Source organism: Cupriavidus sp. 05T41 (assembly GCF_056396525.1).
Window position 1 is genome coordinate 38,074 of the sequence record NZ_JBFTLQ010000004.1, and the last position, 13,827, is coordinate 51,900.

Consider the following 13,827-nt stretch of genomic DNA (forward strand, 5'->3'; position numbering starts at 1 on the left):
CGCGCTAGCGCCTGAAGCCCAGCACCAGCACGCCGGCGCCCACCAGCAGGATGCCGGCCCATTCGCGCAGGCTGGGCCGCTCGCCCAGGAATATCACGGCGAACACCGCCACCAGCAGCAGGCTCAGCTTGTCCACCGGTGCGACCTTGGATGCCTCGCCGAGCTTGAGCGCGCGGAAGTAGCACACCCAGGAAGCGCCGGTGGCGAGGCCGGAAAGCACGAGAAAGACCCAGGTACGGGGCGACAGCGCCAGCGGGTTGCTCCACTTGCCGGTGAACACCACGAAGGCGCTCAGCACCACAATGATCACCGCGGTGCGCACCAGCGTGGCAAGGTCGGAGTTGATGCCCTCCAGGCCGATCTTGGCGAAGATCGCCGTCAGCGCGGCGAACACCGCCGAGAGCAGCGCCCAGTGGAACCAGCCGGTCGAGGAGGCCATAGGATCGTGTCTGTGCGGTTTGCGGCGCGCTCAGAGGCGCCGGCGCTCCATGGCCACGAGCGAGGGCACGAAGCCGAGCTGGCCGAAGAAGGCCGCCTCGGAGGACCGTCCGGCGCGCAGCACCCAGGTGATATCGGGATCGTTGCCGACGATGTGGCGCACCAGCGCGCGGCCGATGCCGCGGCGCCGGTGGCTTGGCGCCACGGCCACCATCGACAGGTAGCCGTTGGAGATATCGTCGCACAGGGCACGCGCGAAACCGACGATCTCGCCATTGTCGACCGCCACCGCAACGCGCTGCGAATTGGCGATCAGGCGGGCGAAGCGCTCGGTGTTGGCCACCCTGTGTGCCCAGCCGTTGGCCGCAAGCAATTGTCTGGCAGCCTCGATCTCATCGGGCAGCAGATTGCGGATTTCCATCGGGGCTCCCATGCAAGCACATACAGCAACTCGGCGCTGCCCTTCTTTTGGGGGGGCGTCTCGAGGCGAGGACGGCGCGGGGGCCGCCAAAGACTGCAGGCAGTGTAGCGAGCGCGCGAAGGCCCGTCAATTTGCCGCCTGGCATGTTGCGCCCACTCCGAGGCGGGGTATCATGTTTGCCATGAATGCCTCGATCTTCTCTTCCGCCCACCCGGCCGATCAGCTGGCCGAGTTCAGCGACGCCGACGCGGCGTTGGCCCGTATCCTCGAAATCTACGAGGCCTCGGTCGGCGCGATACGCGCGCGCTTCGACGCCTTCGCGCGCGGTCAGCCGCTGCCGTCCGCGGCGCACGCCTGCTACCCCTACCTCGGCATCTCGGTCAACCTCGAGACCATGGTGACGGACAGCCGGCCCTCGTGGGGCACCGTGGCCTACCCGGGCGTGTATGGCACCACGGTGACGCGGCCCGACCTGCTGGCCGACTACTACCGTGACCAGATCGAGCGCCTGTTGCGCTACCACCGAGTGCCGGTGGTGGTCGGCGTGAGCCGGCGGCCGATCCCGCTGCCTTTCGTCATCGAAGCCTCCACCACCGATATCAGCTACACGCAGGCGCGCGAACTCGAAGCGTCCTTCGTGCTGCCCGAGCTGAGCCGCATCGATGATGCCATTGCCAACGGCACCTTCGAACCCGTGCCCGGCGAGGCGTGGCCGCTCTCGCTGTTTACCGGCGAGCGCGTGGACCTCGCGCTGCAGCGGCTGTATCACTACACCGGCACCGCGCCCCAGCATTTCCAGCGCTTCGTGCTGTTCACCAACTACCAGCGCTATGTCGACGAGTTCATCGCGCTGGGCCGCTCGCTGATGGCGGCCGGGGACGAGCAGGGCGCCGACGGCTACGCGCGCTTCGTCGAACCCGGCGACGTAGTGCAGGAACGCGGCGCGCCCGAGCCCGACGATGCGCTGCGCCCGCGCGCGCTGCCGCAGATGCCCGCCTATCACCTGGTGCGCGAGGACCGCCTCGGCGTGACCCTGGTCAACATCGGCGTGGGCCCGTCCAATGCCAAGACCATGACCGACCACCTCGCGGTGCTGCGCCCGCATTGCTGGCTCATGGTGGGCCACTGCGGCGGCCTGCGTCGCTCGCAGCAGCTCGGCGACTATGTGCTGGCGCACGCCTACGTGCGCGACGACCACGTGCTGGACCACGACCTGCCGCCGTGGGTGCCCGTGCCGCCCATCGCCGAGATCCAGGTCGCGCTGCAGGAAGCCGTGGCACGCGTCACCGGCCTGTCCGGCAGCGAGATGAAGACGCGCATGCGTACCGGCACCGTGGTCTCCACCGACGACCGCAACTGGGAGCTGAAGTCGAAGTCGCTATACGCCCGCTTCAACCAGTCGCGCGCGATTGCGATCGACATGGAAAGCGCCACCGTGGCGGCCAACGGTTTCCGCCTGCGCGTGCCCTATGGCACCTTGCTGTGCGTGTCCGACAAGCCGCTGCACGGCGAGCTCAAGCTGCGTGGCATGGCCAACGCGTTCTACCGCCAGCGCGTGAGCCAGCACATGACCATCGGCCTGGAGGCGATCCGCATCCTGCGCGAGGCCGGGGCCGAGCAACTGCATTCGCGCAAGCTGCGCAGTTTCGACGAGCCTGCCTTCAGGTAAGGCGCGGCAGGCCAGGCCCCGGAAGCCGGCGGCGCGGGCGATGAACGTCCCCTGCGCTGCCTGTGCCGACGGCGGCCGGCTGCACGCCGGGTCTTGCGCTACGGCTCTTGCGCAACGGATCTTGCGCAACGGATCTTGCGCAACGACCGCCCGCATCAGAAGCGGTAACCCGCCCCCATGCTGAACAGCCACGGGTCCAGGCTCGCGTTCGACAGCTTCACGCCTGCGGCCTTGACGTCCGTCGAGATCCAGGTCTTCTTGATATCCGCGTTCAGGAACCAGTTCTTCGTCAGCTTGTAGTCCATCCCGATCTGCAGCACGGGGCCCACGCTCCAGCGGTCCAGCGAGAGTGAGTTGTTGGCCAGGTTGGCACCCCAGATGCGCGTGACGTTCATGCCGGCGCCCACATAGGGACGGAAGGTGCCGTTGGGCAGGAAGTGGTACTGCACCAGCAAGGCCGGCGGCAGGTGGGAGAAGGTGCCGATCTTGCTGCCGCCCAGGTAGACGTCCTGCTTCTGCGGCACCGTCAGCACCAGTTCGGCGGCGATGTTCGGCGTGAAGAAATAGGTGACGTCGAGCTCGGGGATCCACTTGTTGTTCACCGTGATCAGGTCCGAAGGACCGACGCCGCCGATGGGATCCGACTTGTCGGCCATGTCGAGATAGGTGGCGCGCAGGCGCACCATCCAGTTGCCCTGGGCTTCCTCTGCCGCTGCGGCTGGCGTGGCGGCGAGCGCAGTGAACATGGCCATGACGGCGACAGCGGTGGTGGCGGGACGAGTGCGGACAGACAGGCGATTCTTCATGATGGTTGGCTCGGTGATGGGAAACTTCACGCACAGTGTGGCGGAGGGATCCCATGCGAGCCTTGACCGAGAGCAAGAAGAACGGCATCGGCTTTTTGCACGCGCGCGCCGCATCGTGACGCTGCGACAGCGGCCTGCGGAGCGGCGGCGCAAATACGCATTTTGATTGCCGGACCTGACTTCTAAGGACATGCGCAAATATTCGTGGCCGCGCGCGGCGACGGGCCTTACGCTGTGCACACAGTCACAGCAAGGAGCATGTCGTGGGCGCCCCGCAAAGGCGTCTTTCCGGGTGTGCCCCGTGGGGGCGGGGCACACCGGTTTTTCTGCATGCCCCGGATGGCGGCCTGCCCTCAGGCAGCCATTTCCCGCTCGCGCCGCACTGGCTGCGCGGCGCGCAGGTGCCGGTTGATGCCGGACACCACCGCCTTGAGCGATGCCGCCACGATATTGGCATCGACGCCGGCGCCGAAGCCGGTGGCGGAATCCCCGACCCGCACTTCCACGTAGCTGGCCGCGCTGGCATTGGCCCCGGACGACAGCGCGTGCTCGTGATAGTCCATTACCCGTACCGGTATATCCAGCACGCTCGCGCACGCCCCGACAAACGCATCGATCGGGCCGTTGCCGCTGCCGCGCACGCTCACGGGCTTGCCCTCGCGCTGCAGCGTTACCTCGATCTCCACCTGCCCGTTGTTGTCAGAGACCATCTGGTGGCCCACGTAGCGCAGCGGCGTCTGCGCGTCGAGGTACTCGCGGCCGAACAGGCCATAGAGGTCGTCGGCGCTGGCCTCGAGCCCGCTCTCGTCGGTCATCGCCTGCACCGCGCGGCTGAACTCGATCTGCAGGCGGCGCGGCATGTAGATGCCATGCACCTGCTCCAGCAGATAGGCCATGCCGCCCTTGCCTGACTGGCTGTTGACGCGGATCACCGCGTCGTAGCTGCGACCGAGGTCGGCGGGGTCGATCGGCAGGTATGGCACCTCCCAGATGGTATCGGGCTGCTGTTGCGCAAAGCCCTTGCGGATTGCGTCCTGATGAGAGCCGGAGAACGCGGTGAAGACGAGGTCGCCTGCGTATGGATGGCGCGGATGCACCGGCAGCTGGTTGCAGTGCTCCACGCACTGGCGCACTTCGTCGATGTCGGAGAAGTCGAGTCCGGGGTCTACGCCTTGCGTGTAGAGATTGAGCGCCAGCGTGACCAGGTCCACGTTGCCGGTGCGTTCGCCGTTGCCGAACAAGCAGCCTTCCACGCGGTCCGCGCCTGCCATCACGGCAAGCTCCGCCGCGGCCACGGCAGTGCCGCGGTCGTTGTGCGGGTGGACCGACAGCACGATCTCGTCGCGCCGGGCCAGGTGCCGGTGCATCCATTCGACCTGGTCGGCAAAGATATTGGGGGTGCTGCATTCCACCGTGGTCGGCAGGTTCAGGATGAGCGGGCGCGCCGCGCCGGGCTGCCAGATGGCGGACACCGCATCGCATACCTCGAGCGAGAAATCGAGCTCGGTCATGCTGAAGGTTTCCGGCGAGTACTCGTAGGTCCACGCGGTCTCGGGCATGGCGTCGGTGAGCGACTTGATCAGGCGCGTGCCTTCCAGTGCGATCTCCCTGACCTCCTCGCGGCTGGCGCCGAACACGATGCGGCGGAATGCGGGCGCGATGGGGTTGTAGAGGTGGACGGCCGCGCGCGCGGCGCCGCGCACGGAATCGATGGTGCGGCGGATGAGGTCTTCGCGCGCCTGCGTCAGTACCACGATGGTCACGTCGGCGGGAATGCGGTCCTCCTCGATCAGCATGCGCACGAAATCGAAATCGGTCTGCGACGCGGAGGGGAAGGCCACCTCGATCTGCTTCAGGCCGATCTTCACCAGCTGCTCGAAGAAGCGCAGCTTGCGCTGCGGGCTCATCGGCTCGATCAGGGCCTGGTTGCCATCGCGCAGGTCGGTGCTCATCCAGACCGGCGCGCGCTCGATGCGCTGGTTGGGCCAGGTGCGGTCCTTGAGGTCGACGGCGGTGGCGGGGCGATATTTGGTGGCGGGGTTGCGCAACATCATGACGGTTCTCCTTCCTCGCGGGGAGCTGCAAGGGGCAAGACTGGGATGCGCCTGTGCCGCGCGGGGCGCGGAATTCACAACGAATCCGCGCACGAAGAATCCGCGCACGAAGAATCGGCGGAATGCGCGCGCAGGAACGCTCAGGCGGGAAAAAGGGTGGCGCGAGGCTGCCGAACTGCCACGAGGCGCTAGGCCCGGCAACCGATCGGTAGTTGTAGCAGTAGCGGGGAGGACAGACGCGAAGCGGCCAGCACCGATGCGCAAGCCAGGCCGGATGCACGCACGGCCGCGCCGATGCGGGTCGCATCGGCGGCTTGGCGGCGGTGGCAGCTGGTCTGTTGCATCGGCTGGATAGTCTGGTTGCGCGGGTATCACAGGTATCGCGGTTCAGTGCAGACAAGGGGCCTGCAAGCAAGGTGCTGCGGGTCTGCGGCGATACGTGGCGTTCCGCAAGCATAGTGCACGGGCCGCGCCAGCGTCAACAAGCCGCCTGCCACGACGCCCGTGGCGGGCATGTGCGGCGACGCACGCAAGTTCCGCGCGCTCAACCGAAGAACAGGAAGCGGGAGAAAAGAAGGGCGCCAATGCCGCAGCAGAGCCGCTGCGGATCGTGAAAAGGCGGCCGGGAATCGCAGAGCGTACCCGTTTCTGCGTGGATGGCGGGCTGCATTCCCGGGCACGTTCCGCGCGGCTTTTGCGCGGTTCTTGTGCCTCGGCGGCGCCGCCTCGGCGGTCGCTGCGGCCGCGTCTTCAGCGCTACGTCAGCGCTTTCGTCAGCGCTTCGTCACGAAGCGGACCACCTGTTCGCCCTTGCCGGATTCGGCCGCGCCGGCATCCGTCGTGCTGGAGCCGCAGGTATTGCAGCCGCCGCTGTCGCAGCCGCTGGCGCAGCAGGCCGCGGCCTGCGGCGCCAGCCACGCGACCGCGCGCCGGCGCCAGCCGGTGGCCGCCGTCGCGCCCAGTTGCATCGCCAGCCAGGCCTTCAGGCGCTCGCGCGTGCGCGGCGCGTAGCGCGACAGCACGGACACCGCGCAGACCAGCACGATCAGCGGCACCAGCAGGGTTTCGACGGCGTGATAGAGGCTCATGGCAGCGGCGGCGTTGTTTCAGCTGAACAGCAAGGCGATGCGGTACGTGGCGAAGGCGGCCAGGTAACCCAGGCCGAACAGGTAAAGCGTCGACGCGATCATCACCTTCCAGGAGTTGGTCTCGCGACGGATCACCGCCATCGTGGAGACGCACTGCGGCGCGAACACGAACCACGCCAGCAGCGCCAGCGCGGTGGCCAGCGACCACTGCGTGGCAATCATCGGCGCGAGCTGGCTGGCCACGGCGTCCTCGCTGCCGGACAGCGCGTAGACGGTGGCCAGCGCGCCCACCGCAACCTCGCGCGCGGCCAGGCCCGGCACCAGCGCGATGCAGATCTGCCAGTTGAAGCCCACCGGGGCGAAGATGTGCTCCAGCCCGCGGCCGATGATGCCGGCGAAGCTGTAGTCGATGGCCGGGGCCGTGGCACCCGCCGGCGCCGACGGGAAGGTGGCCAGGAACCACAGCAGCACCGTCAGCGTCAGGATCACCTTGCCCACGCGCGACAGGAAGATGCGGGCGCGTTCCCACAGGCCGATGGCCACGTCGCGCGGGTTGGGGATGCGGTACGACGGCAGCTCCATCAGCAGCGGGTGGTCGGTGCGGTCGCGGCGGAAATACTTCAGCACGAAGGCCACCGCCAGCGCGCTGACGATGCCCGCCACGTACAGCGCGAACAGCACCAGCCCCTGCAGGTTGAACATGCCCATCACCGTGCGCGCCGGGATGAAGGCGCCGATCAGCAGCGCATACACCGGCAGCCGCGCCGAGCATGTCATCAGCGGCGCCACCAGGATGGTGGTCAGGCGGTCGCGCGGATCCTGGATCGTGCGCGTGGCCATGATGCCGGGGATGGCGCAGGCGAAGCTCGACAACAGCGGGATGAAGGAGCGCCCGGACAGGCCCGCGCCCATCATCAGGCGGTCCAGCAGGAAGGCCGCGCGCGGCAGGTAGCCGGACTCTTCCAGCGTGAGGATGAACAGGAACAGGATCAGGATCTGCGGCAGGAACACCACCACGCTGCCCAGGCCGGCGATCAGGCCGTCCACCAGCAGGCTGCGCAGCATGCCTTCGGGCAGGTGGCTGCCGATCAGCTCGCCGAACCAGTGCACGCCGCCTTCGATGCCGTCCATCAGCGGCGCGGCCCACGAGAACACGGCCTGGAACATCAGGAACAGCAGCACGGCCAGGATCGCCAGGCCGAACACGGGATGCAGCACGATGCGGTCGAGCCGGTCGTCCATGGCGGCGGTGCGCGCCGGCATGGTGACGGCGGCTTCCAGCAGGCGCTTGACCTCCTGGTGCACGTCCAGGTCCGAAGCCGGTTCGGCGGCCGCCGGCGGAGCATCGGGCAGGGCGGCGTCGAGCGCGGCCAGCAGGCTGGCCGCGCCGTCGCGCTTGACGGCGACGGTCTCCACCACCGGCACGCCGAGCGCGGCCGCCAGCTTGTCGCGGTCGATATGGATGCCGCGCCGCGCCGCCGCGTCGCTCATATTGAGCACCAGCACCATCGGCAGGCCAAGGCGGCGCAGTTCCAGCACGAAGCGTAGGTGCAGGCGCAGGTTGGTGGCGTCCACCACCGATACCAGCAGGTCCGGGCGCGTCTCGCCCGCGCGCCGGCCCAGGCAGACATCGCGCGTGATGGCCTCGTCGAGGCTGGCCGCGTGCAGGCTGTAGGCACCCGGCAGGTCCAGCACGCGCACCTGGCGACCCGCCGGCGAGACGAAATGGCCTTCCTTGCGCTCGACGGTGACGCCGGCGTAGTTGGCTACCTTCTGGCGGCTGCCGGTCAGGCGGTTGAACAACGCGGTCTTGCCGCAGTTGGGATTGCCCACCAGCGCCACGCGCAAGGCGGGACGCTGGGCGGCGGAAGTCGGAGAAGCGACGGACATATTCTTGGCAGGTGCCCGCTCAGGCAGCGGTGCGTTTGGCGGCGGGCGCGTCTGGCTGCGCGGCCGGCGTGATGCTGGAGACGGAAGCGCTCACCGCTTCCACGGCAATGCGCGCCGCTTCCGAGCGGCGCAGGGCAAAGCGGGTGAAGCCCACCTGTGCCACGAGGGGATCGATGCCGAACGGGCCCAGCGCGATGACCTGCACCGCTTCGCCGGGCACGAAGCCAAGCTCTCGCAGGCGGCGCGCTACGGGATCGTTGGGAGAGGTGTCATCGACAGAGACGATGACCGCGGCAGTGCGCCGCGGAAGTTCAGACAACCGCATGGGGCTTCCAGTCCGTAGGCGCGAGGCACGGCACGCGGTCGGCAAACTCACGCCAGGGTTGGTAAATGAAAATCGTTCCCATTGTAGCCGATTTGCCTTTGTACGTTTGGTTTTCGCCGTGCCCGTCGCGATCCCGGCATTGCCCTGCGGGGCTTCTGGCAGGCCGCTGCGCGAGGTGCGGCGGCAAAGGCGCAACAGCATATCCTGCCCGGGCATAGAATGCGAGTCGGCACATGGCCGCAGCGCGGCAGCGTCGCCGTCCGCCGGCCAATACGACGACATACAGACACGGAGTGAAGACCATGATCCTTGAAATCGCGCAATTCCAGATCAAAGCCGGCTCGGAGTCGGCATTCGAAGCGGCCGTCGCGCAGGCTGCGCCGTTGTTCAGGCGCGCGCGCGGCTGCCATGGCATGCGCCTGCTCCGCTCGATCGAGACCCCGTCGCGCTTCACGCTCGAAGTGAAGTGGGAGACGGTCGAAAACCATATGGTGGACTTCCGCGAATCGGATGACTTCAGCGAATGGCGCAAGCTGGTCGGCGAACACTTCGCCTCGGCGCCCGACGTGGGGCACGTGAGCATCGCGGTCGAGGGTTTCTGAGCGCGGAAGGTCCGCCGCGGCGGGGCTGCGGTTCCCGAAAGCCGCCTGAAAGCTCCCCCTCCCTGGCGGGGGGAAGGGAATAACGCAATTGCGTTATTGGTCCAGGGGGACGCAGGGGGTAAGCTGGAAACACGCTGAACACCCCGTTCCACGCGTATTTGACAATGCTACTTGCCGGTAAAGCAGGTGGCATTTTTCTTTTCGGCCGCTGGTTTGGGTGACTGGCCGCCGGCGCGGCACGGTTCAGCCCGTGCGCACCAACGCAAGGAACCGTTCCCTGGCCGGATCCTCCACCGCCCCCTTCCAGACGCAGAACACCTCCGACGGCACCGCGGCCTGCGCCAGCGGCAGGAATACCGCGCCCGCCATTGCCGAGCGCTGCAGCGCGGCCGGCACCAGGGCCACGCCCGTGCCTTGCGACACCAGCGACACCACTGACAGCCAGTGACGCACCTCGTGCCGGATCTGGGGATAAAAGCCCTGCGCCGCGCACATCTCGAAGATGCGGTTGTAGTAGTCAGGCGAGGCATTGCGCGAGAACAGCACGAACGGCTCGCCCCGCAGCGCGCCCAGTGCCACGCTGGCCTGCCCGGCCAGCGGATGGTCCGACGGCACGCAGCACAGGAACGGTTCGCTGTGGACCAGCGCCGTGGCCAGTTCGTCGGGCACGCGGCTGGTGTGGATAAAGCCGGCGTCGAGCCGGTCGTGCAGCAGGGCCTCGATCTGCTCCTGTGAGTTGAGTTCGGTCAGCGTCACCTGGATGCCGGGATAGCTGGCCTGGAACTCCCGCAGGCGCTGCGGCAGGCCGCGGTACAGCATCGAGCCGACGAAGCCGATGCGCAAGCGGCCGATGGCGCCGGCTTCGATCTCGCGCGCCTGCTGGCGGGCGTCCTCGGCCTGGGCCAGCAGCGCGCCGGCCGATTCGCGAAAGGCGCGGCCGGCCGCCGTCAGGCGCACGCCGCGGCTGTCGCGCTCGAACAGGCGCGCGCCGATCGAGGCCTCCAGCTGCTGGATATTGAGCGACAGCGGCGGCTGCGAGATCGACAGGCGGCGGGCGGCGCGGCCAAAGTGCAGTTCTTCGGCGAGCACGAGGAAGTAGCGCAGGTGACGGAATTCCATGGCGATATAAAAAATATATGGACCAAGCCAATTTTAGAATTAGACACGAATCGCTGCACTTTGAATAATGGAGACATGCAATCCGTCCCGCACCAGCGCGCCGCGGATCGCGGCGGGAAGCGCGAAGCCAGGGCGCTCCGCCCCGCAAGGCCATGAAGGGCCTTGAAAAGCACAAATACAAGCACCAAGAGACAGCAAGCACCAGACACCGCATCACCGCATCACCGCCCAGCCGCCCGCTGCCCACGCGGCCCGGCGCCGCCGGCGCGTGCCGGCAAACACAGGAGATACCTCATGCAGACCAGCGCTGCGCGCCACCCCGCCGCTTCCTCCGCTTCCTCCGCTTCCTCCGCCACGGACAACCCGCCGGCCGCCACCCCGGCCCACCCCGTGCCCGACCAGCAGGGCGTGAACCTGTTCACCAGCGACCCGGACCTGCGCGCGCTGCTGCCGCTGTACCTGCCGGCCGACCTGTTCGCCCACCTGCTGCCCCATCTGGAGCGCCTGGGCGGCATGGCCGGCGGCGTGCTGGATACGCTGGCCCACACCGCCGACCACAACAAGCCCACCCTCTCGCACCGCACCCGCACCGGGCTGGATGCGCAAACCATCGACAAGCACCCGGCCTACGTGGAGCTGGAGCGCGTGGCGTTCTCCGAGTTCGGCCTGGCGGCGGCCTCCCACCGCGGCGGCGTGCTCGGCTGGGACAAGCCGATGCCGGCCGCGGCCAAGTACGCGCTGACCTACCTGTTCGTGCAGGCCGAGTTCGGCCTGTGCTGCCCGCTGTCGATGACCGATTCGCTCACGCGCACGCTGCGCAAGTTCGGCGACCCGGCCGTGGTCGAGCGCTACCTGCCCAACCTGACCACCCAGGTCTTCGAGGACCTGTACCAGGGCGCCATGTTCATGACCGAGCAGGGCGCCGGCTCCGACGTGGCCGCCACCACTACGCGCGCCGTGCGCGACGCGCTCGCCGAGGGCGGCTGGCGCCTGTCGGGCGACAAGTGGTTCTGCTCCAATCCGGACGCCGCGCTGGCGATGGTGCTGGCACGCGTGGAAGACGAGAACGGCCAGGCAGCGCCCGGCATCAAGGGCGTGTCGCTGTTCTTGCTGCCGCGCACGCTGGCCGATGGCAGCACCAACCACTACCGCATCATCCGCCTGAAGGACAAGCTGGGCACGCGCTCCATGGCCAGCGGCGAGATCCGCCTGGAAGGCGCGCATGCCTACCTGGTGGGCGAGCTCGGCCGCGGCTTCGTGCAGATGGCCGACATGATCAACAACTCGCGCCTGTCCAACGGCGTGCGCGCCGCCGGCCTGATGCGCCGCGCGCTGTCCGAAGGCCAGTTCATCGCCCGCGAGCGCCGCGCCTTCGGCAAGCGCCTGGCCGACATGCCGCTGATGCGCCGCCAGCTGCTCAAGCTCGCGCTGCCCACCGAGCAGGCCCGCACCATGGTGTTCCAGACCGCCGAGGCCCTGCGCCGCGCCGACGCTGGCGAGGCCGATGCCTACCCGCTGATGCGCGTGCTCACGCCGCTGATCAAGTTCCGCGCCTGCCGCGACGCGCGCAAGGTCACCGGCGACGCCATGGAGATCCGCGGCGGTTGCGGCTATATCGAAGAATGGAGCGACCCGCGCCTGGTGCGCGACGCGCACCTCGGCTCGATCTGGGAAGGCACCAGCAATATCGTCGCGCTGGACGTACTGCGCGCGATCCGCCGCGAGGGCGCGCTGCCGGTGCTGCAGGCCCACCTGGAAGGGCTGCTGCGCGACACCCCGCTGCATCCCGCCGCGCGGGCCGCCTTCACCGCCGCGATCGCCCGCGCCACGGCGCTGGCCGCGCGTGCCGCCGATGCCGGCGCCGACGGCGACGTACTGGCGCGCCAGGCCGCCTCCGGCCTTTACCACGTGACCAGCGCGGTCGCGATGGCATGGGAGGCCGGCCGCATCGGCTCCGAGCGGCGCATGCGCCTGGCGCAGCTGGTGCTGGTGCACCGCGTGCTGCCGCAGGACCCGCTGGCCGGCGATGCCGAGCCGGACTGGCTGGCCGATACCGTGGCGCCGCCGGCCGATGGCGCCGTGCGAGCCGCCGGCGCGGTAGACCAGGTCAACCTGTTCTGACCGCGGGAGCGGACCGCACGAAGGCATTGTTGCTTTACCCCACTCCCGCTCTCCCGCTCGCGGGCGCGGGGCCGGGGGAGGGGGCAGGCAGTCGCATGCCGCCTTCGCCCGGCAAACGAACCGCAGTACCGACAAGCCCTCGCGGCACCGCCAGCCGGCGCCGCGCATTCCGCCAGGGCGCCGCTTGCCCGGTGGAAGATGATCGACATCAGGAGACCACCATGACCCTCTGGCAACGCCTTGCCGCTGTCGCCGCGTGCACCCTCTGCGTGGGCATCGCCCCCGCCCTGGCGCAGAAAGACTATCCCTCCAAGCCGATCATGATGATCGTGACCTACCCGCCCGGCGGTCCCACCGACGTGATGGCGCGCACGCTGGCGGCCGCGCTCAAGACCAGCCTCGGCCAGACCGTGGTGGTGGAGAACCGCGCCGGCGCCGGCGGCAATATCGGCGCCGAAGCGGTGGCGCGCGCCGAGCCGGACGGCTACACGCTGATGTTCGGCACCTCCGCCCCGCTGGCCATCAATGTCAGCCTCTATCGCAAGATCAACTACGACCCGGTCAAGAGCTTCGCGCCGGTGATCCAGATCGGGCAACTGCCCAATGTGCTGGTGGTGAGCCCCTCCGTGCCCGCCAAGACCGTCGGCGAGCTGATCGCCTACGGCAAGGCGCACCCGGGCCAGCTGACCTATGCGTCCTCCGGCAACGGCGCGTCCTCGCACCTGGCGGGCGTGCTGTTCAACAACCTGGCCGGCACCGATTTCCGCCATATCCCGTACAAGGGCACCGGTCCCGCGCTCAACGACCTGCTCGGCGGCCAGGTCAGCATGACCTTCACCGATGTGCTGACCGCGCTGCCCTTCATCAAGGGCGGCAAGGTGCGCGTGCTCGGCGTGACCACCAAGGGCCGCTCGCAGGCCTTGCCCGACGTGCCCACCGTGGCCGAGCAGGGCGTGCCCGGCTTCGACGTCTCGGTGTTCTTCGGCGTGGTGGCGCCGGCCGGCACGCCGCCCGCAGTCATCGCCAGGCTCAATCAGGCCTTCGCCGATGCGCTCAAGCAGCCCGAGGTGCGCAAGACCTTGCAGGCGCAAGGCCTGGAGTTCGCGCCGTCGACCACGCCCGAGCAGCTGGGCGGCTTCGTCAAGGCGGAGGTCACCAAGTGGCGCGCCGTGGTGCAGAAATCGGGCGCGCAGCTCGACTGACGCATGCGGCGCGCGGCGCGGCTTCTTGTGCCAGGCAAGCGCCCGGCCAGGCCGCGCATCCGCCCCGCGATGCTGCCGATGGCCGATCATCG

The 13,827-nt window shown here is 68.6% G+C and carries 13 protein-coding genes; 5 read left to right on the top strand and 8 right to left on the bottom strand.

The window, feature by feature from the left end:
• Positions 1-4: 4 nt before the first annotated feature.
• Complete coding sequence (locus AC1DKV_RS03200; RefSeq protein WP_441617183.1) at positions 5-439, bottom strand: EamA family transporter; 435 nt, start codon at positions 437-439, stop codon at positions 5-7.
• A gap of 30 nt (positions 440-469) precedes the next feature.
• Positions 470-859 carry a GNAT family N-acetyltransferase gene (locus tag AC1DKV_RS03205; protein WP_420997467.1) on the bottom strand — a complete coding sequence of 130 codons (390 nt, stop codon included), beginning with the start codon at positions 857-859 and terminating at the stop codon, positions 470-472.
• Positions 860-1,031: 172 nt separating this feature from the next.
• Here AC1DKV_RS03205 and AC1DKV_RS03210 point away from each other — a divergent pair, with 172 nt between their 5' ends.
• On the top strand, positions 1,032-2,528 hold the full coding sequence (locus tag AC1DKV_RS03210; RefSeq protein ID WP_441617186.1) for an AMP nucleosidase: 1,497 nt from the start codon (positions 1,032-1,034) through the stop codon (positions 2,526-2,528).
• A 155-nt stretch (positions 2,529-2,683) separates the two neighbouring features.
• On the opposite strand, the gene AC1DKV_RS03215 is transcribed toward AC1DKV_RS03210, so the two are convergent.
• Positions 2,684-3,334 (bottom strand): OmpW/AlkL family protein, encoded by a 651-nt coding sequence (locus tag AC1DKV_RS03215; protein WP_441617188.1) that lies wholly within the window; start codon positions 3,332-3,334, stop codon positions 2,684-2,686.
• On the opposite strand from AC1DKV_RS03215, the gene AC1DKV_RS03220 reads away from it, so the two are divergent.
• The gene (locus tag AC1DKV_RS03220) at positions 3,333-3,500 is read left to right on the top strand and encodes a hypothetical protein (RefSeq protein WP_441617190.1); all 168 of its coding nucleotides are present in this window, start codon (positions 3,333-3,335) and stop codon (positions 3,498-3,500) included. The two genes, AC1DKV_RS03215 and AC1DKV_RS03220, sit on opposite strands and share 2 nt — an antisense overlap.
• Positions 3,501-3,687: 187 nt before the next feature.
• Here AC1DKV_RS03220 and leuA read toward each other — a convergent pair whose 3' ends face one another.
• The 4 genes from leuA to AC1DKV_RS03240 form a co-directional block, all read right to left on the bottom strand.
• On the bottom strand, positions 3,688-5,385 hold the full coding sequence (gene leuA / locus AC1DKV_RS03225; RefSeq protein ID WP_441617375.1) for a 2-isopropylmalate synthase: 1,698 nt from the start codon (positions 5,383-5,385) through the stop codon (positions 3,688-3,690).
• 776 nt (positions 5,386-6,161) lie between these two features.
• Complete coding sequence (locus AC1DKV_RS03230) at positions 6,162-6,476, bottom strand: DUF6587 family protein (RefSeq protein WP_477137464.1); 315 nt, start codon at positions 6,474-6,476, stop codon at positions 6,162-6,164.
• 18 nt (positions 6,477-6,494) lie between these two features.
• Complete coding sequence (gene feoB / locus AC1DKV_RS03235; RefSeq protein WP_441617194.1) at positions 6,495-8,366, bottom strand: ferrous iron transport protein B; 1,872 nt, start codon at positions 8,364-8,366, stop codon at positions 6,495-6,497.
• A 19-nt stretch (positions 8,367-8,385) separates the two neighbouring features.
• On the bottom strand, positions 8,386-8,691 hold the full coding sequence (locus AC1DKV_RS03240) for a FeoA family protein (protein WP_441617196.1): 306 nt from the start codon (positions 8,689-8,691) through the stop codon (positions 8,386-8,388).
• Between the two features lie 302 nt (positions 8,692-8,993).
• Here AC1DKV_RS03240 and AC1DKV_RS03245 point away from each other — a divergent pair, with 302 nt between their 5' ends.
• Positions 8,994-9,293: an antibiotic biosynthesis monooxygenase family protein gene (locus AC1DKV_RS03245; RefSeq protein ID WP_441617198.1), complete on the top strand. Its 300-nt coding sequence runs from the start codon at positions 8,994-8,996 to the stop codon at positions 9,291-9,293.
• Positions 9,294-9,536: 243 nt separating this feature from the next.
• On the opposite strand, the gene AC1DKV_RS03250 is transcribed toward AC1DKV_RS03245, so the two are convergent.
• The gene (locus AC1DKV_RS03250) at positions 9,537-10,412 is read right to left on the bottom strand and encodes a LysR family transcriptional regulator (RefSeq protein WP_441617200.1); all 876 of its coding nucleotides are present in this window, start codon (positions 10,410-10,412) and stop codon (positions 9,537-9,539) included.
• Between the two features lie 294 nt (positions 10,413-10,706).
• On the opposite strand from AC1DKV_RS03250, the gene AC1DKV_RS03255 reads away from it, so the two are divergent.
• Complete coding sequence (locus AC1DKV_RS03255; protein ID WP_441650312.1) at positions 10,707-12,533, top strand: acyl-CoA dehydrogenase family protein; 1,827 nt, start codon at positions 10,707-10,709, stop codon at positions 12,531-12,533.
• A 221-nt stretch (positions 12,534-12,754) separates the two neighbouring features.
• Positions 12,755-13,735, top strand: coding sequence for a Bug family tripartite tricarboxylate transporter substrate binding protein (locus AC1DKV_RS03260; protein WP_441617204.1), 981 nt, complete (start codon positions 12,755-12,757; stop codon positions 13,733-13,735).
• Positions 13,736-13,827 lie beyond the last annotated feature (92 nt).

Bases quoted from the DNA above. Each gene is read 5' to 3' on its own strand.
- AC1DKV_RS03200 (WP_441617183.1), bottom strand. From the start codon at position 439: ATGGCCTCCTCGACCGGCTGGTTCCACTGGGCGCTGCTCTCGGCGGTG.
- AC1DKV_RS03205 (WP_420997467.1), bottom strand. From the start codon at position 859: ATGGAAATCCGCAATCTGCTGCCCGATGAGATCGAGGCTGCCAGACAA.
- AC1DKV_RS03210 (WP_441617186.1), top strand. From the start codon at position 1,032: ATGTTTGCCATGAATGCCTCGATCTTCTCTTCCGCCCACCCGGCCGAT.
- AC1DKV_RS03220 (WP_441617190.1), top strand. From the start codon at position 3,333: ATGATGGTTGGCTCGGTGATGGGAAACTTCACGCACAGTGTGGCGGAG.
- AC1DKV_RS03215 (WP_441617188.1), bottom strand. From the start codon at position 3,334: ATGAAGAATCGCCTGTCTGTCCGCACTCGTCCCGCCACCACCGCTGTC.
- leuA (WP_441617375.1), bottom strand. From the start codon at position 5,385: ATGTTGCGCAACCCCGCCACCAAATATCGCCCCGCCACCGCCGTCGAC.
- AC1DKV_RS03230 (WP_477137464.1), bottom strand. From the start codon at position 6,476: ATGAGCCTCTATCACGCCGTCGAAACCCTGCTGGTGCCGCTGATCGTG.
- feoB (WP_441617194.1), bottom strand. From the start codon at position 8,366: ATGTCCGTCGCTTCTCCGACTTCCGCCGCCCAGCGTCCCGCCTTGCGC.
- AC1DKV_RS03240 (WP_441617196.1), bottom strand. From the start codon at position 8,691: ATGCGGTTGTCTGAACTTCCGCGGCGCACTGCCGCGGTCATCGTCTCT.
- AC1DKV_RS03245 (WP_441617198.1), top strand. From the start codon at position 8,994: ATGATCCTTGAAATCGCGCAATTCCAGATCAAAGCCGGCTCGGAGTCG.
- AC1DKV_RS03250 (WP_441617200.1), bottom strand. From the start codon at position 10,412: ATGGAATTCCGTCACCTGCGCTACTTCCTCGTGCTCGCCGAAGAACTG.
- AC1DKV_RS03255 (WP_441650312.1), top strand. From the start codon at position 10,707: ATGCAGACCAGCGCTGCGCGCCACCCCGCCGCTTCCTCCGCTTCCTCC.
- AC1DKV_RS03260 (WP_441617204.1), top strand. From the start codon at position 12,755: ATGACCCTCTGGCAACGCCTTGCCGCTGTCGCCGCGTGCACCCTCTGC.